Raw genomic sequence first — 23,365 nt, forward strand, 5'->3', positions numbered from 1 at the left:
GCGAGCCCGGGGTGTCAGGCTAACAAGTAGTGACGATGGGACCGGCAGGGGTTCGTCGAGAAGCAGGAGGCTCCTTCGTGTACGACGTGGTGCTGCTCACCCTCGGCTCGGAGCGGGACGCCGCCGGTGGGGGCTGTGGCGGCGGTGACGCCTGCTGCGGTGGCACCGCCGAGGGAGCCGGCGAGGAGTCCCCGGAACGCTGCGAGACACCGCGCGTACCGGTGTTGGCCTGCGCGGACGCGCTGACCGCCCGGGGTGCGCGGGTGGTCACGGTCACCGCCCGGTCGGACGCGGAGATCGACGAGGTGCTGGCCCGGCTGGACGCTCCGCCGCGCGCCGACGGCCTCACCTGGCCCGACCCGGACTCCAAGACCCGTCTCGTGATCGCTACGGCGAGTGACGGCCAGTTGCGCGCCGTGCTGCGCCGGCTGGTCCGCCGGTACGCCCCGCCGCCCAGCCGCCGTCCGGACGACCTGCCCGGCGACCGGACCGTGCCGGACCTGCCCCCGGTCGGCGTACTCCCGCTCGATCCGGCCCGGAGCGGTCCGGCGCGGGACCTGGCCGGGCAACTCGGGCTGCCCCGGGACCCGGCGGCGGTGGCCGCCGCGGTGCTGGACGGCACGGCCCGCCGGCTCGACCTGCTGCGCAACGACGGCGGCTCGGTGACCCTCGACGGCGCCCTGCTCGGCGCGGCCGACGACGCGGGCCGGCCGCTGCACTGGCGGGCCCGGGTGGAGGTCGACGGGACGACGCTGAGCGACGGGGACGAGCCGATCATGGCCTGCGCGATCGGCAACGCCGGCGGGTACGCGCGCCTGGCCGACGTGACGCTGCTCGCCGACCCGGACCCGACCGACGGCCGGGTGGAGGTGGCGGTGGCCGTGCCCGTGGTCGCCCGCTCCACCTGGGGCCGCAAGCGGGTACGCCTGGAGGTGCGGCGCGCCCGCGGCCGGGCCGTGGCCGTGGTGCCGCGCGACGACAAGGTGCCCTTCCTGGACGACGGCGTCGAGGCGGAACTGAACCGGAAGCGCTCCTGGTGGATCGAGCCGGGCGCCTGGGCGGTCTGGACCGGCTGACCTCCGTCGATCTTCCGACCGGGCGGACGGGCAGCCGGACGGCCTATCCTCGGCGGGAGGAATGGGGAGGAACCGTGGTGCACGAGAACGCCGACCGGGCCCACGTACCGGGCCAACCGCCGGTGCCGGAGCGGGACATCGAACCGCTCTGGCCGCCGGAGCAGAACGACCCGGCCGCCACCGTTCCGCCCTGGGCCGCGCCGGCCCAGCCCGGCGCGGCGAGCTGGCCAGCCACGCCGCCCGGGGCAAACACGCCCAACTCGCCGCCGTCGACCGTGCCGGCCACACCCCCGCCCACCCCGTTGGCTGAGGGACCGGCCCCGCAGACGGTACGGCCGGCCCCGGTGGACCTGGACCTTCCGTTCACCCTCGACCAGCCGCCCGGCCCAGCGACCGGGTCGGTCCCGCCCCCCGACCTGGCCGGCGCGGCGGAGGCGGCCGGGCGGCCCGGGAGCCCGCCCGCCGATGACCCGCAACCGCCCGCCCTCGCCGGCGGGTTGCCGGTCACGACCCCGGAGGCCACGACCCCGGAGGCCACGACCCCGGAGGTCACGACCCCGGAGGCCACAACGCCGGAGGCCACGACCCCGCCACCCGGCCGCGACCACGGCGAGCCCGATCCGGCCGGCGCCCGCGACGAGTCCGCCGGCGGCCCCGGCGGCCGGGGCGAATCACCCTGGGCCCAACCACCGCAGCGCGCCACCGCCACCGAGCCGACCCCGACGCCACCCGGCACCGAGCCGACGGCGCCCGGCATGGCCACGCTCCAGCCGGCGCCGCCCGGCCGGGACGCCACCGAGCCGGCCCCGACGCCCGGCCCGGCCGCAGCCGACCCGGGCGGCACGGCGGCGGCGGAGTCCGGTCGCCCGTCACCGGGGCCCGGGTCGCCCGGTCCGGGGACCTCGGTCAGCGCGCCGCCCGCCGTCGGCACCGGCCAGCCGCCGGCCGGCGCCGCCCAACCGCTCCCCGACGGCGGCACGGCGGACGCGGCGGACGCCACCGGGGACGCCGGGCCACCGCGGCTCGGGCCGTTCCCGCCGTCGCCGGGCGTACCGCTGCACCAGCCGCCCTACGGCAACGGGTCGGCGTACCCGCCCGGCCCGGTCGGGTACGGGCAGCCCGGGTACCCGCCGCCGGGCGCCGGCCCCGCGCCCGGCCCGTACCCGCCCTGGCCGCAGCCGGCCGCGACGGGTGCGCCGCAGCCCGCCCCGCCGCAGCAGCCCGGCCCGGCACCGACCGGGTACCCGGAGCAGCAGCCCGGTCCGGCGCCGACCGGATACCCGGAGCAGGGCTGGGCACCGGAGCCCGGGGTCACCCCGACCGCCGAGGACTTCGCCCGCCGCCGGCAGGCCCGGCCGGTCGACCCGGTGGCCACCATGGGCGTACGGGCCGTGGTGAACCGGATCGGCCTGGTCCGGCTCCCGCCCGGGCGGCACGAGCAGGAGATGAAGCGGGACATCGAGATGGTCCGCCGCAACTTCGGCGGGCTGCGCCAGGTGACCGTGGTCAACCCGAAGGGCGGCGCCGGCAAGACGGTCGCCATCCTGCTGCTCGCCATGACCTTCGGACAGAAGCGCGGCGGGTACGTGCTGGCCTGGGACAACAACGAGACCCAGGGCACCCTGGGCATGCGGGCGCAGCAGGACTTCCACTCCCGTACGGTCCGGGACATGCTGCGTGACCTGGCCCAGTTCCAAGGGCCGCACGGCCGGGTCGGCGACCTGTCGCAGTACGTCCGCTCCCAGGGCGAGGGGATGTTCGACGTGCTCGCCTCGGACGAGTCCGCCACCGGCGGCGAGATGCTCACCGCCGCCGCGTTCGCCGAGATCCGCGAGGTGGTCAGCCGCTTCTACAAGCTGATCTTCGTGGACACCGGGAACAACGTCCGGGCGCAGAACTGGCAGGCCGCGATGGACGCCACCGACCAGTTGGTGGTCACCATGTCGGCCCGCAACGACTCGGCGGAGACCGCCGCCCGGATGCTCGACCACCTGGAGCAGAGCGGCCGGCAGCGGCTGGTGCGGCAGGCGGTCACGGTGGTGTCGATGCCGCCGTCGCGCAAGGAGATCGACCTGCCGGCGATCCAGGAGCACTTCGCCGCCCGGACCCGGGCGGTGCTGCTCGCGCCGTACGAGCGGCTCATCGACACCGGCGAGCCGATCCGGTACGGCCAGCTCTCCTCGGCCACCCGCGACGCCTGGTTGAAGATCGCGGCGGCGGTGGCGGAAGGTCTGTGATGCGGCGCGACGGCCGGCCCCGGCGGGGCCGGCCGTCACGTGGCACGGTCAGCGGCTGGCGAGCGCGTCCGCCGCGGCCGGGTCGCAGTCGCGGAGGAACTGGGCGCAGCGGGCCGCCTCGTCCGCCTCGCCGATCTCGCCGGCGGCCCGGGACAGCACGTAGAGGCAGCGCAGGAAGCCCCGGTTGGGCCGGTGCGACCAGGGCACCGGGCCGTGGCCCTTCCAGCCGCTGCGGCGCAGCTGGTCCAGGCCCCGGTGGTAGCCGGTGCGCGCGTACGCGTACGCCGTGACGACCTGGCCCGCGGCGAACGCCCGGGCCGCGAGCGCCCCCCACGCCGCGCTGTGGCTGGGGAAGCGGGCGGCCACCTCGGCGTACGCCTCGTCGGTGTCCTGCTCGGCGGCGGCCGCCAGCGCGGCGTCGGCCTCCTCGTGCGCGGGCAGGAGCGTGGCCGGTGGCTCAGGCAACAGGTTCTGCATCGCCCCATTCAACCCGCTTCGCCCTGAGGTCCGCGAGAGGGTCGGGCGAGCCGGTCGGCTGAACGGCTGAGGGTTTCGTCACGCCTGCGGCCCTCGGTCCGGTACCCGCGGCCCATCCCGCGCCGCGGTGTCTTCTACTACAACTAATGCTCCGGAGCCTCCCCAGGACCCGGTTGAGCAGGAGCCCGGCGGTCTGACCGTCGGGCTCCTGCGGTCCGTACCGGGTTTGCCGGCTTGCCCCGCGCGGGCAGGATGGCGGGGTGCCGACCCCACCTCCCGCGGACGTCATCGAGCCGCACGACACCAGCCACGACGAGATCGAGACCCGGGCCGAGTTCGAGCGACACCTCGCCACCGGCAGCCTGGCCGGGCTCACCGTGCAGGGCCTCCGCCTCGACCTCGACCCCGTCCCCGACCTGACCCGCGTCGACGTGGCCGACACGCTCTTCGTGGGCTGCCGGTTCGCCGGCCGTGAGGTCGGCGCCGACCTGGTCCGGCGCGGGGCGAACGTGGTGCCGCCGTTCTCGAAACTGCCCTACCCGACCCAGCAGGCCCACCTCTACACCGCCGACGACCTGGCCGCGGGCTTCGCCGAGGCGGGGTTCGCCGGGATGTACGACACCCGGGTGTACGCGCACTTCCGGGCGCACGGCGGGGCGCTGCCCGACGTCCGTGAGGCGCTCGGCCAGCGGCTGCACGACCACGGGGTGGACAACGCCCTGGCGGACGCCACCCGGGCCTGGCTGGCGGTGCACGGGCCACAGTCGGTGGTGGGGGTGATGGGCGGGCACGCGGTGCCGCGCGGCAGCGCCGCGTACCGGATGGCGGCGGTGCTGGGTTGGGAGCTGGCCCGGGCCGACCGGCTGGTGGTGACCGGCGGCGGTCCCGGCGTGATGGAGGCGGCCAACCTGGGCGCGTTCCTCGCCGGCTGGCCGGCCGACGAGCTGACCGCGGCGATCGACGCGCTGGCCACCGCGCCCGACTTCACCGACCACGACCGCTACACCGAGGCGGCGCTGCGGGTCCGGGAGAAGTACGCCGGCCCAGCGCTGCCCGCCCCGCGCCCGGCGGCCACCGGCACCGAGTGGGCCCGCTCGGGCGGGCTGGCCATCCCCACCTGGCTCTACGGGCACGAGCCGGCGAACCTGTTCGCCGGCCGGATCGCCAAGTACTTCTCCAACGCCATCCGGGAGGACACCATCCTGCGGCTGGCCCGGGGCGGGATCGTCTTCGCGCCCGGCCGGGCCGGGACCGTGCAGGAGGTCTTCCAGGCGGCCACCAAGACCTACTACGGCACCGACGGGGCCAGCGGAGCGTACGTCTTCCTGGACCGGACGTACTGGACGACCGAACTGCCGGTCGAGTCGCTGCTGCGCCCGCTCTTCACGGCCTCCCCGTTCGGTGACCTGTCGGCCACGGTGCACCTCACCGACGACGTCCGCGAAGCGGTCCAGGTGCTGACCGCCCGGTGAGACGCGGAAGGCCGGCCCCCGCCCGGGGTGCCGGCCTTCCGCTCACGCGCGCGGCGTCACTTCATGGTGGTGCCGGTGGAGCGCAGGTGCTCGCAGGCCTCCACCACGCGGGCGGCCATGCCGGCCTCGGCGGCCTTGCCCCAGACCCGCGGGTCGTACATCTTCTTGTTGCCGACCTCGCCGTCCACCTTGAGCACGCCGTCGTAGTTGCGGAACATGTGGTCCGCGACCGGGCGGGTGAAGGTGTACTGGGTGTCGGTGTCGATGTTCATCTTCACCACGCCGTAGTCCAGCGCCTCGCGGATCTCCGACAGCAGCGAGCCGGAGCCGCCGTGGAAGACCAGGCTGAGCGGCTTCTCCTTGCCGTACTTGGCGCCGACCGCCTCCTGGATGTGCTTGAGCACCTCGGGGCGGAGCTTCACGTTGCCCGGCTTGTAGACGCCGTGCACGTTGCCGAAGGTCAGCGCCGCCATGTAGCGGCCCTTCTCGCCGAGGCCGAGCGCGTCGACCATGGCCAGGCCGTCATCGACGGTGGTGTAGAGCTTCTCGTTGATGGCGTTCTCGACGCCGTCCTCCTCGCCGCCGACGACGCCGACCTCGATCTCCAGGACGATCTTGCCCTTGGCGGCCTGGGTGAGCAGTTCCTCGGCGATCTGGAGGTTCTCCGCCACCGGCACGGCCGAGCCGTCCCACATGTGCGACTGGAACAGCGGCTCCTGGCCGTTCTTCACGCGCTCCTGCGAGATGGCCATCAGCGGCCGGACGAACTTGTCCAGCTTGTCCTTGGGGCAGTGGTCGGTGTGCAGCGCGATGTTCACCGGGTACTTCTTGGCCACCTCGTGCGCGTAGGCGGCGAAGGCCACGGCGCCGGTCACCATGTCCTTGACGGACGGACCGGACAGGTATTCCGCGCCGCCGGTCGACACCTGGATGATGCCGTCGCTCTCCGCGTCGGCGAAGCCCTTGAGCGCCGCGTTCAGCGTCTGGGACGAGGTCACGTTGATCGCGGGGTACGCGTACCGGCCGGCCTTGGCCCGGTCCAGCATCTCCGCGTAAGCCTCGGGGGAAGCGATGGGCATATCTAACGCTCCTTACTTACCGCTCTCGGCCGTGCAGGCCGCTGTCTTCCATGGCGCCGACCGTTCCGGTCGCTGACGTCCACGGGTGCGCCGGACCGCGCTGTCCACCGCGGGAAGTATCCCGTAGGAGGTCGCGGCGGGCACAACCGACCCGGGAACCGCTCACCGCTCTGCCAGCCGGTCCGGCACCACCACGCTGATCAGCCAGGTCACCACGGCCATCACGATGGCCCCCCAGAACGCGGCCCAGAAGCCGTTGACGTGGAAGGGCAGGTCGAGCCCGCGGCCGATCCAGTCGGTGAGCAGGAACAGCAGGGCGTTCACCACGAGCGCGAACAGGCCCAGCGTGAGCAGGTAGAACACGCAGCCGACCACCTTGATGACCGGCTTGAGCACCGCGTTGACCACACCGAAGATGAGCGCGACCACGATCAGGGTCAGCGCGTTGTTCGCGCCGCTGCGGCCGGTCACCTCCACTCCCGGGACGATCAGCGTGGTGATCCACAGGGCCACCGCGGTGATCGCTAGTCGGATCAGGAAACCCACCCCACCATCCTGGCACGGGCCTCGCGACCGGAGGGACGATCCGGCGACTCCGCGCCGCGCGCCGGCCCAGGCCGGGCTCCCGGCCCGCCGGCCGCGGGCCACACCGGCCGCGGGCCACACCGGCCGCGGGGCCACGCCGGCCGAGGGGCCACGCCGGCCGAGGGGCCACGCCGGCCGCCACCCGGCGGTTCGGCCCGGCACCGAGCGGGGGCCGGCCCCAGCCCGTACGGTGTGGTGGGAACGGTCCGCAGCGAGATCCAGGGAGGGACGATGGGTCAGCCCGACGAGGACTTCGCCCCGAGCGATCACCTCGCTCCGGAGGAGCGCGACCTGGAGGCGGAGCCGGCCGACGCGGTCGAGCAGGCGGCGATGGTCACGCCCGACGACGGCGACGCCGAGCCGCACCGCGGCCTCGAGGTCGGTGACTGGGACGCCATGGAGCAGGCCCGGGTGGTCACCGCGGACGAGGACGACTACCGCTGAACTGCCGGGCGGGGCCGGTCCCCGGCCCCGCCCGGGTCAGCGCAGGCTGGTCACCTGGTCGGGGTGGGCCGCGACCCACCCGGCCAGCCGGTCCTCGCGCAGCGCGGCGAGGAAGTCGGGGGCCAGTGCCGGGTTCATCCCCACCTGGTACGAGCCCTGCTCCTCGAAGCGCACCGGCAGGCTGACCGCGACCGGCTCGGCGCCCGTCGCTTTCCCGGCGACCGAGAGCAGCGCCAGCAGCGAGGTGTCCCCGGTGTCGGTGACCAGATCGGGTCCGACCTGCACCAGCAACCGGTTGAGCCGGGCCGGGTCGGTCAGCACGCCCTGCTCCTGGATCCGGCGCAGCAGCCCGGCCGCGTACCGGCCGGCGTTGCGGTCCCGGTCCAGGCCGCCGTTGCGCAGGCCGTACCGCTGCCGCAGCAGGTCCACCGCGGCCGCCCCACCGAGCTGCTGGCAGCCGGCCGGGAAGCGCCGGCCGGTGTGCACCGAGCGCACCGCCGCCGGCAGGCAGACCGGTACCCCGCCGACCGCGTCGGTGAGTTCCCGGGTCGCCGGGTAGGTGAGCACCGCGCCGGCGTCGATCGGTACGCCGACGAGTTGGGCGACCACCTGGCGGGTGTTCCGGTAGCCCGCCGCCAGGTCCACGGTCTTCCCGGCACCGGCGGCGAACGACGCGTTGAGCTTGTCCCGCCCCCCGCCGGGGACCGGCACCGGCAGGTCGCGCGAGATCGAGACGAGGTAGAGCCGGCTCCGGTCGGCCGGCACGTGCACGAGCACGACGGAGTCGGCCCGCCGGCCCCCGCCGGCCGCGTCCACGCCGAGCAGCAGCACGTTCAGCGCCCCGGTGGGTACCGGCGACGCCGGTGCGGCGAGCTGACCCGACGGGGCCGGCGGCGGGGGCGCCAGCGCCGTGAAGCCGACCAGGGTGGCGGCGACCAGCGCCAACGCCGTGCCACCGAGCCGCAGTTGCAGCCGGCGACGCCGGCGGCGCTTCGCCACCCGGTCGATGGCGGCGCGGAGCGGCCCGGTGGGCGGGGCGAGGGTCTCGTGCCGCGCGAAGGCAGCCCGCAGGTCGTCCTCGATCATCAGTGCACCTCCACGGTTTCGGCTCGAAGGGTGGCCAGGGCACGCGAGATGCTGGAGCGGACGGTGCCGACCGCGCAGCCGAGGATCTCGGCGATCTCCGCGTCGGGCAGGTCCTCGTAGTAGCGCAGCACCAGCGTGGCGCGCTGCCGGCGGGGCAGCCGGGACAGCCAGGACCAGATCTGGTCCCGGTCCACCGCGGACTGGGCGTGGTCGGTCGGCGCCGGCACCGCCTCGTCCGGTTCGCCGCGCAACAGCACCCGCCGCGCCCACGAGCCGCGCCGCCAGTCGATGTACTGGTTGGTCAGCATCCGCCGGACGTACCGCTCCGGGGCGTCGCTGCGCACCACCCGCCGCCAGTTCAACTGGACCCGCACCATGGTTTCCTGGACCAGGTCCTGCGCCTGGTGCGGATCGCCGGTCAGCATGACCGCGTACCGCAGCAGGACGTTCAGCCGCGCGTCGGCGAACTCTTCGTACGTCACTGCACCTCCCGGGTGTCCCGCTCAGTTGACGGGTACGGGTGGCCGGGACATTGCATCGTCCGACCGGTTCTTTTCGCCGGCCGCCGGCATTTCGGGGCAGCCGGCCCGGTGGCCGGTCCCCTACGCTGCGAACAGGCCGCACGAGGCGGGCCACGCGGAGGGGAACCATGACACTCACCCGGACCGTCCGGCGGTGGCTCGCCGCCCTCGGCATCGCGGCCCTGGTCACGGCCGCCGGCACCGCCCCGGCCGGTGCGGCCGCCGCTGGCGACGACCTGGCGCTCTACGCGAACAACGCCGTGCTCACCCCGGGTGGCACCCTACGCACCATCTCGGTCTATCCGCTCACCGACCGACCGCTGCCCAGCTCGACGCTGACCGTCGACCGTGGCGAGGTCGACGCCTTCGCCCTGGTCGAGCCGCCCCCGGGCACCAAGTCCTGCACCGAGTCGGGGGCCGTCATCCGGTGCACGGTCCAGGGTGGTGCCGACTCGGCCCTGCTGCACCTGTCGGTCAGCGCCCGGGACGGCGCGACGGCGGGCCAGGAGGGCCGGCTCACGCTCACCCTGAGCACGCCCGACGCGGGCACCGCCACCGCCCGGCCCACCATCACGGTCGGCGAGGGCGTCGCCCTGGTGGCCGCCGCGGAGCTGCCGCTCTCCGGCCGGCCCGGCGCCCGGCTCCCGGCGCCGCTCGCCGTGACGAACCGCGGCGCGACGCCCGCCCGCGGGGCGGTGCTGCTGGTCCAGGGCCCGTACCCGCTCCTCCCCGACCGGCGCTACCAGAACTGCCAGTACGCGGAGCGGCCCATCCCGGACCTGGGCGCCACCGTCTTCGCCTGCTCCTTCCCGGACGCCGTGCTGGAGCCGGGCGCGACCGCGCGGCCGGACGACAGCTTCGCCCTGCGCTTCCGGCGGGATGCCTGGGCCCCCGACGACCTGCGGGGCAACGCGTTCTGGTTCACCCCGGCCGACTGGCAGGAGTTCCTGTCCATCGCGCGGCTCGGCGACCGGCTCGGCCCGTGGGGCACCCAGGGGACGCTCCGGCTGACCACCAGGGCCGGCGTGGCCAGCGCCCCGCCGCAGACCGACGTCGACCCGTACGACAACGGCACCGCGCTCTTCCTGCACGTCACCGGCGACCAGCGGGCCGACCTGGCGGCCGACGGCGCCACCGTGACCGGCGTGGTGGGTGCGACGGTTCCGCTCACCGTGGGCTGGACCAACAACGGGCCGGCGGCCACCACCGTCGACGGCTCCCAGCAGCTCTGGACCCTGGCCCGGGTGCGGGTGCCCGAGGGCGCGGTCGCGGTGAGCGCGCCCCGGTCCTGCCAGGACGTCCGGCAGATCCGCGAGGACGACCCCGGGCCTGAGATCCCGGAATACGGCTGGGGGGTCCCGGGCGCCCGGGAGTACGAGTGCCACGCCACCGAGAACATCCCGCCGGGCGGGCAGCTACGGCTGCGGTTCGAGCTGCGCATCACCCGCGCCGCCAGCACCGGCCGGATCGAGCTGCGCCACTACCGCGGGGACGAACGCCGCCCGGACCTGAACCCGGCGAACGACAGCGCGATCATCCGGGTCGCCCCGCCAGCGTCGGGCGGCGCGGGCGGCGGCGGCACGCTGCCGATCACCGGTGACCGGACCGCGTTGACCGCCGGACTCGGCGCCCTGCTGCTCGCCACCGGCGCCGCCGGCTACCTGCTGGCCCGCCGCCGCAACACCCGCTTCCTCGCTTGACCGGGCCCCCACGCGGGCCGAAACACGATCGACAACGCTGAGACCATCAGACCGTGCTGCTCACCCTGACCACCACCCACCGTCCCGCCACCGACCTCGGCCACCTCCTGGTCAAGCACCCGGACCGCGTGCAGAGCTTCGACCTGCCCGCCGGCACCGCGCACGTGCTCTACCCCGAGGCGGACGAGGCGCGGTGCACGGCGGCGCTGCTGGTCGAGGTGGATCCGCTGAAGCTGGGCGGTGGGCGGGGCCGCCGGCAGGCCGCCACGCCGGACACCTTCACCCTCGGCCGGTACGTCAACGACCGCGCGTACGCGGCGTCCAGCCTGCTCTCCTCGGCGCTGGCCAAGGTCTTCCGGTCGGCGCTGCGCGGCGAGTCCCGGGACCGCCCGGAGCTGGCCGCCACCCCGATCCCGCTGACGGTGCGGGTGCCGGTGCTGCGCTGCCGGGGCGGCGCCGAGCTGGCCGGCCGGGTCTTCGCCCCGCTGGGCTGGGCGGTGACCGCCACCCCGGTCCCGCTCGATGAGGCATACCTGGAGTGGGGCGACAGCCGCTACGTGGACCTGACCCTGACCGGGACGCTGCGGGTCGCCGACGCGCTCAACCACCTGTACGTGCTGCTGCCGGTGCTGGACGACGCCAAGCACTACTGGGTGGCGCCGGACGAGGTGGACAAGCTGCTCCGGGCCGGCGCCGGCTGGCTCGCCGACCACCCGGAGCGGGCCCTGATCACCCGCCGCTACCTGGCCCACCGCCGGGCGCTCGCGGGCGAGGCGCTGGCCCGCCTGGCCGAGCTGCGGCTGGCCGACGAGCCGCCCGCCGACGACAGCGTGGACAGCGAGCAGCCCGACCCGGCGCCGCGGGCCTCCCTCGCGGTGCGCCGGCGGGAGGCGGTGCTGGCCGCGCTGCGGGACAGCGGCGCCGCCCGGGTGCTGGACCTGGGTTGCGGCGGCGGCGCGCTGCTCACCGCGCTGGTCGCCGACCGGCGGTTCACCGAGATCGTCGGGACGGACGTCTCCAGCCAGGCGCTCACCCTGGCCGCCCGGCGGCTGCGGCTGGACCGGCTGCCGGAGCGGCAGCGCGACCGGATCCGGCTCTGGCAGTCGGCGCTCACCTACCGGGACGACCGGCTGCGCGGCTACGACGCCGCGGTGCTCATGGAGGTGGTCGAGCACGTCGACCCGCCCCGGCTGCCCGCGCTGGAGGACGCGGTGTTCGGGCACGCCCGGCCGGCGACGGTCGTGGTGACCACCCCGAACGTCGAGTACAACGTCCGCTACGAGGGGCTGGGCGCGGGCCGGTTCCGGCATGCCGACCACCGGTTCGAGTGGACCCGCGCCGAGTTCGCCGCCTGGGTGCGGCGGGTGGCGGAGGCGCACGGCTACACGGCCACCGTCGGCGGTATCGGTGACGAGGACCCCGAGCTGGGCGCGCCGACCCAGCTCGCCGTACTGACCCGGAAGGAGGCGGCGTGAGCACCCTGGACATTCCCGAGCTGGCCCTGGTGGCGCTGGTCGGCGTCTCCGGCGCCGGCAAGTCGACCTTCGCCCGGCGGCACTTCCGGCCCAGCCAGGTGCTCTCCTCCGACGCCTTCCGGGGCATGGTGGCCGACGACGAGAACGACCAGTCGGCCTCCGGCGACGCGTTCGACGCGCTGCACCACGTCGCCGGCATCCGGCTGCGGCGGGGGCACCTGACCGTGGTCGACGCGACCAACCTCCAGCCGCACGCCCGGGCCGCCCTGGTGACGGTGGCCCGCGAGCACGACGTGCTGCCGGTGGCGATCGTGCTGGACGTGCCGGAGGCGCTGGCCTGGGAGCGGACCCAGGGGCGGGCCGACCGGACGCACGGCCGGCAGGTGCTGGCCCGGATGCAGCGGGACCTGCGGCAGTCGTACGGGCGGCTGGCCCGGGAGGGCTTCCGCAAGGTGCACGTGCTGCGCGGGGTCGACGAGATCGAGGCGGCCGAGATCCGCTACGAGAAGCTGTTCAACGACCGGCGCGAGCTGACCGGGCCGTTCGACATCGTCGGTGACGTGCACGGCTGCCGCGAGGAGCTGGAGGCGCTGCTGCTCCGGCTCGGTTACGCGCTGCGCCGCGACGACGCGGGCCGCCCGGTGGACGCGGCGCACCCGGCCGGGCGTACCGCGGTCTTCGTCGGTGACCTGGTGGACCGCGGCCCGGACTCGCCCGGCGTGCTGCGCCTGGTGATGGGCATGGTGGCGGCCGGGCACGCGATCTGCGTGCCGGGCAACCACGAGCAGAAGCTGCTGCGCAAGCTGCGCGGCCGGGACGTGCGGCTCACCCACGGCCTGGCCGAGACGATGGCCCAGCTGGCGGCCGAGCCGGAGAGCTTCGTGGCGGAGACGGCGGCCTTCATCGACGGCCTGGTCAGCCACTACGTGCTGGACGGCGGGCGGCTGGTGGTGGCGCACGCCGGGCTCAAGGAGGCCTACCACGGCCGGGCCTCGGGCCGGGTGCGCTCGTTCGCCCTGTACGGCGAGACCACCGGCGAGACCGACGAGTACGGCCTGCCGGTGCGCTACCCCTGGGCGCGCGACTACCGGGGCTCGGCGATGGTCGTGTACGGGCACACCCCGACGCCGGCGCCGGAGTGGGTGAACAACACCATCTGCGTCGACACCGGCTGCGTCTTCGGCGGGCAGCTCACCGCGCTGCGTTACCCGGAGAAGGAACTGGTCGCCGTCCCGGCGGTGCGCGAGTGGTACGCCCCGGCCCGCCCGCTGGTCCCGGTGGCGCCGGCCCGGCCGGACACCGTGCTGGACCTGGCCGACGTGGCCGGGCGGCGGCACCTGAGCCACGCGTACGGGACGCTGACCGTGCCGGCCGAGAACGCCGCCGCCGCGCTGGAGGTGATGAGCCGGTACGCGCTCGACCCGGGCCGGCTGGTCTGGCTGCCGCCGACCATGGCGCCCTGCTCGACGTCCACGGTGGACGGCTTCCTGGAGCACCCGGCGCAGGCGTTCGCCGACTACCGGTCGGCCGGCGTCGAGCGGGTGGTCTGCGAGGAGAAGCACATGGGCTCGCGGGCGGTGGTGCTGGTGGAGCGGGAGCCGGGGCGGTTCGCGGGCGGCGCGGTGCACACCCGTACCGGCCGGCCGTTCTTCGGGCCGCCGCTCGACGACGAGCTGCTGGCCCGGGTGCGCGCGGCGGTCACCAGCGCCGGCCTCTGGGCCGAGCTGGAGACCGACTGGCTGCTCCTGGACTGTGAGCTGCTGCCCTGGTCGGCGAAGGCGGGCGGGCTGATCCGCGAGCAGTACGCCGGGGTCGGCGCGGCCGGCCGGGCCGCCCTGCCGGCGGTGCTGGCGGCGCTGGACGCGGCGGCCACCCGGGGGCTGCCGGTGGAAGAGCTGCGCGGCCGGATGGCCGACCGGGCGGCCGAGGTCACGGCGTACTCGGCGGCGTACCGGGGCTATGTCGGGCCGACCGACGGGCTGCGCGGGGTGACCCTGGCGCCGTTCGCCGTGCTGGCCGGGGCCGGCGCGAGCTTCGTCGACCGGGACCACGGCTGGCACCTGGCGCTGGCGGACCGGCTCTGCGCGGCGGACCCGGAGTTCTTCACGCCGACCCGGCGCCAGGTGGTCGACCTGACCGACGACGCGGCGGTGGCGGCGGCGACCGACTGGTGGCTGGCGCTGACCGCGGCCGGCGGCGAGGGCATGGTGGTCAAGCCGTACGCCGGCCTGGCCGCCCGCTCGCCGAAGGGGTCGCTGCTCCAGCCGGGGATCAAGTGCCGGGGCCGGGAGTACCTGCGGATCATCTACGGTCCCGGGTACACCGAGCCGGGTCAGCTCGCCGCGCTGCGGACCCGCTCGCTGGGCCGCAAGCGGGGGCTGGCGCTGCGCGAGCACGGCCTCGGCCTGGCCGCCCTGGACGCGCTCGCCGAGGACGCCCCGCTCTGGCGGCGGCACGAGCTGATCTTCGCGATCCTCGCGTGCGAGTCGGAACCGGTCGACCCACGCCTCTGACCAGGTACGCCCGGTCCGGCGCAACGCCGGACCGGGCCCGGGTACCCTTTGTGGCCGTGGACACAGCAGAAAAGACCCGAATGCTCTCGGAAAGCGTCGCGCTGAACCCGCTCGACCCGAAGGACCTGATCCACACTTTCGGGATGGTCGGGGTCTGGGCGATCCTCTTCGCCGAGACGGGCCTGCTGGTCGGCTTCTTCTTCCCGGGCGACTCGCTGCTCTTCCTGGCCGGGGTGGCGGCCTCGCCGGTGGCCGACGCGATCTTCGGCGACGGCACCCGGCTCTCCCTGGCCGGCCTGCTGATCGGCGGCCCGCTCTGCGCCATCGCGGGCGCGCAGCTCGGGCACTGGCTCGGCGCCCGGTACGGCCAGCGGATGTTCGACCGCCCCAACTCCCGCCTCTTCAAGCGGGAGTACGTGGAGAAGGCCGAGTACTACTTCCAGAAGTTCGGCCCGGCGAAGGCCGTGGTGCTGGCCCGGTTCATCCCGATCGTGCGGACCTTCCTCAACCCGGTCGCCGGCGTGCTCGGCATGCCGGCCCGGCAGTTCCTGCTCTGGAACATCGTCGGCGCGGTCCTCTGGGTGGACGGCATCCTGCTGGTCGGCTACCTGCTGGCCCACCAGATCTACGATGCGATCGGCGACAAGATCGACCGGTACATCCTGCCGGTGGTCGCCCTGATCGTGCTGATCTCGGTGCTGCCGATCTTCTTCGAGTTCCTCCGCGACCGGCGCGCCCGCAAGCGCGGTGAGGCGGCCGCGGTGGTGGCCGCGGCGAGCGCCGCCGGCGCGATCGAGGCGGTGCGGGACGCGATCGACGGTGACGACCACCGCGGGCACGAGCCGCGTCACCGCCGCTGACCCTTCGGACAGACCGATGGCCGGCCCCCTGCGGGGGCCGGCCATCAACGTTGTCGAGCTGCGGGTGGCACGGATGACGGGCAGCCGTCACCGGTGGCCCGGCGCGTCCGACGCCGCATCACGACCCCGGACAGCCATCCGATGGGTGGCGCCACCCCTGGCACGCCACCCGTCACCGCCCGTCGGAGGGTCAACCCCGACCTCGGCACGTCCAGTTGTCAGCGGGCCTTCTTGGTGGCCCGCTTACGCGGCGGGGTGAGCAGATCCGCGATCGTGGCGATCGCGGTCGGCACCAGCCGGTAGTACGCCCAGACCCCACGCTTCTCCCGCTCCAGCAAGCCGGCCTCGGTGAGGATGCGCAGGTGGTGGCTGACCGTCGGCTGCGAGAGGCCGAGCGGTGCGGTGAGGTCACACACGCACGCCTCCCCCTCGGGCGCCGACTGGATCAGGCTGAGCAGCCGGAGCCGGGCAGGGTCGGCGAGGGCCTTGAGGACCCCGGCGAGACGCTCGGCATCGGCACGTTCGATCGGCTCGCCGGCAAGCGGCGAGATCTGAGGCATGGTCATTTCAGCCAACGCAGTTCCCACGTATTCCATCCTTCCACCAGCAGCATCGATCCGCCTGCATATCAGCAGATCCGAATCGGCAAACTTTTACGCCACAAGGCCGAGGTCAGCCAACGTATAGGCCGCTCGATACGGCAATCCGGCGGCTCGCACCGCGTCGCCGGCGCCTCGATCAACAATAACCGCCACACCGATCACCTCGGCCCCGGCCTCGCGCAGCGCCTCGACGGCGGTCAACACGCTGCCGCCCGTCGTCGAGGTGTCCTCGACCGCCAGGACGCGCCGCCCGGCGACGTCCGGCCCTTCGATACGCCGCTGGAGCCCGTGCGCCTTACCCGCCTTGCGCACCACGAAGGCGTCCAGCGGCCGGTCGGTCCCGGCCGACGCGTGCAGCATCGCGGCGGCGACCGGATCGGCCCCGAGCGTCAGTCCACCGACCGAGTCGTACGCCCAGTCGGCGGTGAGGTCCCGCATCACCCGGCCCACCAGCGGTGCGGCCTGGTGATGCAGCGTGACGCGACGCAGATCGACGTACCAGTCCGCCTCGCGGCCCGACGAGAGCACCACACGGCCGTGGACCACAGCCAGGTCGGTGATGAATTTACGCAGGTCGTCCTGGTCCCCCATGGCGATAGAGGGTACTGCGCAAGTCTGGGAGTCGTCTGTCGGGTCCACCCCAGGTCAGCCCTGCGGGCGACGACGGATGGCGATGTTCGACTACGTTCCGCGACCGTCCACCTGGGCCACCCGGTGCCCGTCGGCGTCCAGGCGGAGCGGGTCGGCCGGTCCGCCGGTCAGCCGCCGACGCGGCCCCGGTTGTCCCGGGAGACGCCCCGCAGCAACCGCCGCGGCGCGTGCCGCAGGCCCGCCACGGCCAGCTTGTATTTCCAGCTGGGCACGCTGACAAGCTTGCCTTTTCGCAGGTCACGCAGCCCTTCGTCGACCACCTCGTCGGCCCGCAACCACATCCAGCGGGGGGTGCGAGACATGTCGATGCCGGCCCGCTCGTGGTAACCGGTGCGGGTGTAGCCCGGGCAGAGTGCCATTACCCGGACGCCCAGCGGGGCTACGGAAAGAGCAATCGATTCACTGAAATTCGTCACCCAGGCCTTGCTGGCCGAGTAGGTCGAGCCGGGCATCGGAACGCCGAAACCGGCGACCGAAGAGACATTTATCACTGTCCCACTGGCTCGCTCGATCATCGGTCCCAGGGCCGCGTGGGTCAGCCGGAGCACGGCCAGCACGTTCAACCGCAGCAGCCGGGCCTCGTCCTGCACCGCCGACCGGACGAACGGGGTGTTCAGGCTGATCCCGGCGTTGTTCACCAGCAGCTCGATCGGCGGATCGGCGGCGAGGCGGCGCTCCACGGTCGCACAGCCGTCGTCGGTGGACAGATCGGCGGAGATGGTCTCCACCCGGCGGCCGTGCCGGCCGGTCAACTCGGCCGCCGTCGCGTCCAGCCGGCCGGCGTCCCGGGCCACCAGCACCAGGTCCCAGCCGTCGGCGGCGAGCCGGCGGGCGAAGGCCTCGCCGATACCCAGGCTGGCCCCGGTGATCAGGGCACGGCGCGGGGCAGGGCGGGGATCGTCGGTCACGGTCGTTCCTCGGGGGGCGGGGTCGGCCCGGGCGGCGCCGACGCGGGGGGCGGGGTGGGTGGGGCCCAGGGCGATCCGGGCCCGTAGGCCGGCGGGTGCGGCGGCGGCCCGGCGGCCGGACCGTAACCCGGCGGCGCGGACGGCGGGCCGTAGGCCGGGCCGGTCGGCGCGGAGGCCGGGGCGGAGGCCGGGGCGGGCGGGGGTAGCGGGCCGGTGGGTGGCGCGGGGCGGCGGTGGAGGAACGCGCCCGCCGCGGGCAGGGTCAGCAGCGCCGCCACCAGGAGGTAGCCGAGGACCTGCGCCACCGACAGCGTCGCGTTCAGCGGGATCCACCAGCCCGGGTACGCGTCCCCGAGCCGGCCGAGCAACTCCATGGTGTCCCGGCTGTCGCCGGTCACCCGCAGCGGGGCGGCCCGCTGGCCGACCAGGGCGGCCAGCCCGCAGCAACCGCAGCAGAGGCCCAGCCCGGCGACGACCCAGGTGCCCACCCGGGCGCCGGGGCGACCGGAGCGCAGCCCGAGGGCGAGCCCGGCGAGGACCAGCGCCATCAGCACGCCGATCACCGCCGCCAGCGCGGTGGTGCCGCGCAGCAGCGACACCACCTCGTCGATCTCGGTGCGGCCGGCCCCGGTGGCCTGCGCCGACGCCCGGAACCGGTCGGCCGTGCCGGTCGCCACGACCAGGGCGGCGACCGCGTACGCCACCGATCCGGCGGCCATCAGCAGCAGCAGCGCCGCCGCCGCGACGACCACCCCGGGGCGGCGGGGCGCGGCCTGATCGGGGTACGACACGACGAATCCCTCCGGTAGGCGTCGGCTTGCAACCTACTCGGAGGGATCGTCGGAGTCGCTCTTATCGCGGCGTCAACTTCCCGCGGGCGGCTCGGGGTCGCGGCGCTCGCCGGGCTCCGCCGCCGGCCGCGGCTGGTCCGGCGACGACGCCGGGCCGGGCTGACCCGGTGACGAGGCCGGGCCCGGCTGGTCGGGTGACGACGCCGGGCCGGGCTGACCCGGCGAGGACGCCGGGCCGGGCTGATCCGGAGACCCGGGGTAGCCGGGTGCGGGCGGGTAGCCGGGCGTCGACGGGTAGCCGGGGGTGGCCGGGTAACCGGGGTAGGCGGCGCCGGGCACCGGCGGCTCCCAGGCCTGCGGCCGCTTCCGGAAGAACTCGTTGGCCGCCGGCAGCGCCAGCAGGATCAGTGCGGTCAGCAGGGCGAGCAGGCTCAGCACGCCGAGCAGGGTGTTGACCGGGCCGTACCAGGAGGGCATGGCGTCGGACAGCCGGCGCGCGATCTCCTCGCTGCTCGGTACGTCGCCGCTGGTGCTGCCGCCGCCGGTGAGGCCGCCCGCCGCGCTGTTCAGCAGGTTGCCGCCGGTGCAGCAAATGAGGATGCCGCCGAGCACCCAGGTGGTGATCCGGGAGCCGTTGCGGCCCCGGTTGTTCAGCATCGCGAGCACGACGAGCCCGATCGCGAGCAGCAGGGTCAGCACGGCCGCGACGAGGCCGAACACCCAGATGAAGTCGGCCGCGCCCTCGACCGACGTGCCGGCATAGGCGTCCCGCATGACCTCCCGGACCGTGCCGATGGTGGCCAGCGTCAGGATCAGGCTGATCAGCTGGATCGCCGCGACCCCGATGAGCAGCCAACTGGACGCCGTGACCACGGCGGGACGCGCGCGGGGCGGGGTGCCCGGAGCATCGACCATGATTCTCCCTCCCTAGATCAGAGCACCACCGTAGCGAGCCCGCGCCCGGACGGCACGGTCCGGCGGGCCGGATCCTCGCCGGTCAGCGGCCGGATGCCTCGCTCTCGCGGCGGAGCCGGCGGTGCTCCGCGGTGACCACACCGAGCAGGGCGAGGTCGAGGGCGAGCGCGGAGACCGCGCCGAACTGGTTGACCGTGAAGTTGAAGATCTGCCCGAACAGCAGGTCCACCAGGAGCGCCAGCTTGAACAACCGGAACGCGTCCGCCCGGTCCCGGCGCAGCAGCCAGGCCGCCCGTACGCTGAGCACCGCGGTGATCAGCGCGGCGACCGAGGTGCCGAGCACGGCACCCCACTCCCGTTCCTGGTCCAGTTCCCCGGTCACGCCGTCGAGCGCCACCGCCACGACGGTCAGCACCGGCTCGGCCACCAGGTAGATGACCACCGGCCAGACCAGCCACCGCCGGGCGGCCACCCAGGCGGCGAGGCGGCGGGCCCGGTCCGCGCCGCGTTGCCAGAACCGCACCGGCGGCGGCTCGCGCCGGGGCACCGCGTCGAGCAACCGCACCATGGCCGCCTCGGTGGCCGGTCCGGTCCCCTGCACCATCCGCAGCACGGCGATCCGCCGCCGGTCGGTGAGCCCGCCGGGCACCCCGGTGAGCACCATGTCGAGGGCGTTGGCGAGCCGTTCCGGCGGGGTGAGCCGGGTCCGGCCGGTCCGCCCGCGTACCGCCTGGGTGAGCACCACCAGCAGGGCGAACGCGCCGTAGATGATGCCGGCGGCGGGGGCGTAGAAGTAGTCGGTGCCGGTGGTGACGAACTTGCCCACCTCGTCGATGAAGAGCCCGAACCCGATCCCGCCGATGATCGCCGCGGCGGTCCGCGGCCCGCCGCCCAGGAAGACCATCCCGACGCCGAGCCCGAGCCCCATCAGCAGCCCGCCCCAGAGCACGTGCGCGATGTGCAGCCCGCCCCCGCCGAGCTGCGGGAACCCGGTGGCCTGGAGGTACGCCCGGAGGCCGAGCACGGTGACCACGCCGGAGAGCACGAACGCCTGGAGGTACGCGCCGGCGTCGACGGCCCGGGTGGGGATCCGCCGGCGCAGCCAGCCGAGTCCCGGGCCGGGCAACGGGCGGCGGGACGGTCCGGGCGACATGCCCCGAAACTAGTAGCCCCGCCACTCCACGCGGGCGTAGTCGAGCACCCTGGGCCGCAACAGCGTGGAGGCGGGCACGTCCAGCCGGGCCCGGTCGGCGGGGAAGGCGGCCGCCGCGGCGAGCACCGCCGGGGTGAGGTAGCGCAGCGGCGGCGCGTCGGCGGGCAGCGCCAGCACCGGCGGCTCCGATCCGGGTGCGGCCAGCACGTACCCCCAGTCGCCGAAGCTCGGCACGTCCACGTGGTACGGCACGGTGGCGAAGCCGGCCTCGCGGACCGACCGCTCAATCGACCAATACGACCGGGGCGCGAAGTAGGGCGAGCCGGCCTGCACGACCAGCCGCCCGCCCGGGGCGACCACCGAGCGGATCAACGCGTAGAACTCGACGGTGTAGAGCTTCGCGGTGGCCGTCTCGTCCGGGTCGGGCAGGTCGGCGATGACCACGTCGAACCGTTCGGTGGCGGTCCGCAGCCAGCCGAACGCGTCGAGGTTGAGCACCCGGACCCGGGGATCGGCCAGCGAGTTCCGATTGAGGTCGCGCAGTTGCGGCTCGGTTCGGGCCAGCCGGACCACCGCCGGGTCCAGGTCGACCAGGGTCACCCGCCGCACGTCCGGATACTTCAGGATCTCCCGCAGCGCCAGCCCGTCCCCGGCGCCGAGGACCAGCACGTCGCCGTGCGGGCCGCGCATCGCCGGGTGGACCAGCGACTCGTGGTAGCGGTACTCGTCGATCGAGCTGAACTGGAGGTCGCCGTTGAGGAAGAGCCGCAGGTCGGTGTCCGCGTGGCCGATCTCCCGCACCGACCGGGTCAGCACGATCTCCTGGTAGCGGCTCCGCTCGGCGTGCACCACCGGGTCGCGGTAGAGCTGCTGCCGCGCGGTCACCTCGAAGTCGTGCGCGGTGACCCACGCGTACCCGAGGCAGAGGGCGACCACGACGCTGCCGGCGCCGAGCGCGAGCCGCGCCCGGCCGCTCAGGTCGGCCCGGAACACCGTGCACACCAGGGCGACGCCGGCGACCGCGTTCACCGCGCCGACCACCAGGGCGCCCTTGAGCTGACCGAAGACCGGAATCAGCAGGAACGGGAAGGCCAGCCCGCCGAGCAGCGCGCCGACATAGTCGGCGGCGAACAGGTCGGCCACCGCGCTCCCGGCGGACTGCTCCCGGATGCGTTGCAGCATCACCATGAGCAGCGGGATCTCCGCGCCGATCAGCAGGCCGAGCACGAACGCGGTACCGACCAGCGCCGGCCCGTACAGGTCCAGCCAGGCGAAGGCGGCGTAGAGGCCGAGCACGGAGAGGCCGCCGAGCAGGGCGAGGGTCAGCTCGATCGCGGCGAAGGCCGCCGCCGCCCGGGACTGCAACGGCTTCGCGACCAGCGCGCCGACCCCCATCGCGAAGACCATCACGCCGAGCACGATCGACGCCTGGCCGACCGCGTCCCCGATCAGGTAGCTGCCGAGCGCGACCAGCGCCAGCTCGTACACCAGGCCGCAGGCCGCGCAGACGAAGACCGCGAGCAGGACCGCCGCGCGGGCCGGCCGCCACGACGGCCGCGCCGGCGCGTCGGTGGTCACGCCCGCTCCTGGGTACGCGCGGCCACCGCGGCCGCCCCGGGGCGCTGCGCGGGCCCGGCTCCCCGGCGCTGGTGGCCGGTCGACGCGTCCGGCGCCGCGCCGCGACCCGTCGCCCGGCGGCGCTGCACCACGCCCACGGTGATGAAGAGCGCGGCGAGCAGGAACAGCCCGACCGTGGCGAGCAGCCAGCCCCACCGGTCCCGCAGGTAGTCGCTGCCGGCGTCGGGCAGCGGGGACGGGCTGCCCGCGGCCGGGAGCGGGGCGTCGGCCGGCTCGGCCAGGCCGGCCTCGACGGCGAGCAGCGGCAGCATCACGGCGGCGCGGGTGACCGCCCAGCCCGGGTCGTCGACGAAGGCGTCCTCGGTGAGCCCGAGCCGCGCCAGCCCTCGCTCGACCTGCCCGAGGTCGGCGGGGTCGATCTCCGGCGAGCCGGTCACCTCGATCCGGGCGAGTCGTTGCTCTCGCTGCTCTCCGAGACGTAGCCGACGTTGGCGGTCACCTGCAGCCAGCGCGGGCAGGCCGGGTTCTCCTCGACGGCGATGCCGTCGCCGAGGTTAGAGCCGACGTTGCGCGGGGCGGTGCCGTAGTCGTAGTAGTCGACCAGCGCCCAGCCGTAGCAGAGGCCCTGTTCGGCGCTGGTGCGCTGGAGGATCGCCACGCTGTCGGTCCGCTCGTCGGCGGCCGGCGCCGGCACCGTGCGGTCCCCGTCGCCGTTGAGCACCTCCGCCACCACGCAGCCGGCGAGGACCAGGCCGGCGGCCAACCAGGCGACCCAGGCGGCCTTCCGGTTCGCCGCCCGCTTGGCGGTCATCAGCTGATCGCGGCGGCGATGATCGCGCCGGTGGCGAGGTGCACGACGGCGGAGACCCACACCGCGGGGTGCGGCTCGGGGTCGACCAGGATCTCCCCGAGCCGGCCCGGCGTGGCCATGTCCAGCAGCAGGAACGACGCGGCCATGATGACCAGCCCGAGGATGCCGTACGCGGCGGCGCCGACCAGGCCGAGCGTGAAGTCGTCCGCGCTGGCCGCGATCGCGGCGACCACGATGATGCCGACGCCGGCCAGGTTCGAGGCGAGCAGCAGCGCGGCGTTGCGGTTGCGCGCCACCCAGATCAGCTCGTGCAGCTTGCCGGGGGTGGCGACGTCGACCAGCACGTAGCCGACGGCCATCAGGGCGACGCCGACCACGCCGTAGGCCAGCGTGACGAGCAGATCGGTGATCAGGGTCTGCACAGGGCACTC

22 protein-coding genes and 1 pseudogene are annotated in these 23,365 nt (G+C 74.8%); 8 read left to right on the top strand and 15 right to left on the bottom strand.

Annotation, left to right across the window (positions count from 1 at the left end):
- Positions 1-77 precede the first annotated feature (77 nt).
- Both ACIBPB_RS24770 and ACIBPB_RS24775 read left to right on the top strand, forming a co-directional pair.
- Positions 78-1,076 (top strand): hypothetical protein, encoded by a 999-nt coding sequence (locus tag ACIBPB_RS24770; RefSeq protein WP_396841867.1) that lies wholly within the window; start codon positions 78-80, stop codon positions 1,074-1,076.
- 74 nt (positions 1,077-1,150) lie between these two features.
- A complete protein-coding gene (locus ACIBPB_RS24775; RefSeq protein WP_396841868.1) occupies positions 1,151-3,313 on the top strand; it encodes a chromosome partitioning protein in 2,163 nt (720 codons plus the stop codon).
- 48 nt (positions 3,314-3,361) lie between these two features.
- Here ACIBPB_RS24775 and ACIBPB_RS24780 read toward each other — a convergent pair whose 3' ends face one another.
- The gene (locus ACIBPB_RS24780; RefSeq protein WP_396841869.1) at positions 3,362-3,790 is read right to left on the bottom strand and encodes a DUF3151 domain-containing protein; all 429 of its coding nucleotides are present in this window, start codon (positions 3,788-3,790) and stop codon (positions 3,362-3,364) included.
- 260 nt (positions 3,791-4,050) lie between these two features.
- On the opposite strand from ACIBPB_RS24780, the gene ACIBPB_RS24785 reads away from it, so the two are divergent.
- Complete coding sequence (locus tag ACIBPB_RS24785) at positions 4,051-5,262, top strand: LOG family protein (RefSeq protein WP_396841870.1); 1,212 nt, start codon at positions 4,051-4,053, stop codon at positions 5,260-5,262.
- A gap of 56 nt (positions 5,263-5,318) precedes the next feature.
- Here ACIBPB_RS24785 and fbaA read toward each other — a convergent pair whose 3' ends face one another.
- Both fbaA and ACIBPB_RS24795 read right to left on the bottom strand, forming a co-directional pair.
- Positions 5,319-6,341, bottom strand: coding sequence for a class II fructose-bisphosphate aldolase (gene fbaA / locus ACIBPB_RS24790; RefSeq protein ID WP_396841871.1), 1,023 nt, complete (start codon positions 6,339-6,341; stop codon positions 5,319-5,321).
- A 162-nt stretch (positions 6,342-6,503) separates the two neighbouring features.
- Positions 6,504-6,887, bottom strand: a complete 384-nt coding sequence (locus tag ACIBPB_RS24795; RefSeq protein ID WP_396841872.1) for a phage holin family protein — start codon at positions 6,885-6,887, stop codon at positions 6,504-6,506.
- A 270-nt stretch (positions 6,888-7,157) separates the two neighbouring features.
- Here ACIBPB_RS24795 and ACIBPB_RS24800 point away from each other — a divergent pair, with 270 nt between their 5' ends.
- Positions 7,158-7,370, top strand: coding sequence for a hypothetical protein (locus ACIBPB_RS24800; RefSeq protein ID WP_396841873.1), 213 nt, complete (start codon positions 7,158-7,160; stop codon positions 7,368-7,370).
- Between the two features lie 36 nt (positions 7,371-7,406).
- On the opposite strand, the gene ACIBPB_RS24805 is transcribed toward ACIBPB_RS24800, so the two are convergent.
- Positions 7,407-8,456, bottom strand: coding sequence for an LCP family protein (locus tag ACIBPB_RS24805; protein ID WP_396841874.1), 1,050 nt, complete (start codon positions 8,454-8,456; stop codon positions 7,407-7,409).
- The gene (locus tag ACIBPB_RS24810; RefSeq protein WP_396841875.1) at positions 8,456-8,938 is read right to left on the bottom strand and encodes a SigE family RNA polymerase sigma factor; all 483 of its coding nucleotides are present in this window, start codon (positions 8,936-8,938) and stop codon (positions 8,456-8,458) included. The genes ACIBPB_RS24805 and ACIBPB_RS24810 overlap by 1 nt, the downstream gene beginning before the upstream one ends.
- 167 nt (positions 8,939-9,105) lie before the next feature.
- Here ACIBPB_RS24810 and ACIBPB_RS24815 point away from each other — a divergent pair, with 167 nt between their 5' ends.
- The 4 genes from ACIBPB_RS24815 to ACIBPB_RS24830 all read left to right on the top strand — a co-directional run bounded on the left by ACIBPB_RS24815 (position 9,106) and on the right by ACIBPB_RS24830 (position 15,525).
- Entirely contained in the window at positions 9,106-10,677 is a 1,572-nt protein-coding gene (locus ACIBPB_RS24815; RefSeq protein WP_396841876.1) for an LPXTG cell wall anchor domain-containing protein, read from the top strand.
- A gap of 53 nt (positions 10,678-10,730) precedes the next feature.
- On the top strand, positions 10,731-12,152 hold the full coding sequence (locus tag ACIBPB_RS24820) for a 3' terminal RNA ribose 2'-O-methyltransferase Hen1 (protein WP_396841877.1): 1,422 nt from the start codon (positions 10,731-10,733) through the stop codon (positions 12,150-12,152).
- Positions 12,149-14,665 carry a polynucleotide kinase-phosphatase gene (locus ACIBPB_RS24825; RefSeq protein ID WP_396841878.1) on the top strand — a complete coding sequence of 839 codons (2,517 nt, stop codon included), beginning with the start codon at positions 12,149-12,151 and terminating at the stop codon, positions 14,663-14,665. The genes ACIBPB_RS24820 and ACIBPB_RS24825 overlap by 4 nt, the downstream gene beginning before the upstream one ends.
- Before the next feature lie 80 nt (positions 14,666-14,745).
- The gene (locus ACIBPB_RS24830; RefSeq protein ID WP_396842005.1) at positions 14,746-15,525 is read left to right on the top strand and encodes a DedA family protein; all 780 of its coding nucleotides are present in this window, start codon (positions 14,746-14,748) and stop codon (positions 15,523-15,525) included.
- Between the two features lie 218 nt (positions 15,526-15,743).
- On the opposite strand, the gene ACIBPB_RS24835 is transcribed toward ACIBPB_RS24830, so the two are convergent.
- The 10 genes and pseudogenes from ACIBPB_RS24835 to ACIBPB_RS24880 all read right to left on the bottom strand — a co-directional run bounded on the left by ACIBPB_RS24835 (position 15,744) and on the right by ACIBPB_RS24880 (position 23,356).
- Positions 15,744-16,121 (bottom strand): helix-turn-helix transcriptional regulator, encoded by a 378-nt coding sequence (locus ACIBPB_RS24835; protein ID WP_007073957.1) that lies wholly within the window; start codon positions 16,119-16,121, stop codon positions 15,744-15,746.
- 57 nt (positions 16,122-16,178) lie between these two features.
- Positions 16,179-16,718: an orotate phosphoribosyltransferase gene (pyrE, locus tag ACIBPB_RS24840; RefSeq protein WP_396841879.1), complete on the bottom strand. Its 540-nt coding sequence runs from the start codon at positions 16,716-16,718 to the stop codon at positions 16,179-16,181.
- A gap of 167 nt (positions 16,719-16,885) precedes the next feature.
- Complete coding sequence (locus ACIBPB_RS24845) at positions 16,886-17,686, bottom strand: SDR family NAD(P)-dependent oxidoreductase (RefSeq protein WP_396841880.1); 801 nt, start codon at positions 17,684-17,686, stop codon at positions 16,886-16,888.
- Positions 17,687-17,880: 194 nt separating this feature from the next.
- Positions 17,881-18,477: pseudogene (locus tag ACIBPB_RS24850) on the bottom strand (hypothetical protein); the annotation flags it as partial.
- A 72-nt stretch (positions 18,478-18,549) separates the two neighbouring features.
- Positions 18,550-19,392 carry a hypothetical protein gene (locus ACIBPB_RS24855; protein WP_396841881.1) on the bottom strand — a complete coding sequence of 281 codons (843 nt, stop codon included), beginning with the start codon at positions 19,390-19,392 and terminating at the stop codon, positions 18,550-18,552.
- A gap of 82 nt (positions 19,393-19,474) precedes the next feature.
- Positions 19,475-20,482 carry a hypothetical protein gene (locus ACIBPB_RS24860; protein ID WP_396842006.1) on the bottom strand — a complete coding sequence of 336 codons (1,008 nt, stop codon included), beginning with the start codon at positions 20,480-20,482 and terminating at the stop codon, positions 19,475-19,477.
- Between the two features lie 72 nt (positions 20,483-20,554).
- A complete protein-coding gene (locus ACIBPB_RS24865; protein ID WP_396841882.1) occupies positions 20,555-22,123 on the bottom strand; it encodes a polyamine aminopropyltransferase in 1,569 nt (522 codons plus the stop codon).
- Positions 22,120-22,560 (bottom strand): hypothetical protein, encoded by a 441-nt coding sequence (locus tag ACIBPB_RS24870; protein WP_396841883.1) that lies wholly within the window; start codon positions 22,558-22,560, stop codon positions 22,120-22,122. Before ACIBPB_RS24870 ends, ACIBPB_RS24865 begins: the two co-directional genes overlap by 4 nt.
- Complete coding sequence (locus ACIBPB_RS24875; RefSeq protein WP_396841884.1) at positions 22,557-22,934, bottom strand: hypothetical protein; 378 nt, start codon at positions 22,932-22,934, stop codon at positions 22,557-22,559. The genes ACIBPB_RS24870 and ACIBPB_RS24875 overlap by 4 nt, the downstream gene beginning before the upstream one ends.
- On the bottom strand, positions 22,934-23,356 hold the full coding sequence (locus tag ACIBPB_RS24880; RefSeq protein ID WP_357308487.1) for a DUF350 domain-containing protein: 423 nt from the start codon (positions 23,354-23,356) through the stop codon (positions 22,934-22,936). The genes ACIBPB_RS24875 and ACIBPB_RS24880 overlap by 1 nt, the downstream gene beginning before the upstream one ends.
- Between the last annotated feature and the right edge of the window lie 9 nt (positions 23,357-23,365).

It is taken from the genome of Micromonospora sp. NPDC049836, from assembly GCF_044465125.1.
GTDB lineage: Bacteria > Actinomycetota > Actinomycetes > Mycobacteriales > Micromonosporaceae > Micromonospora.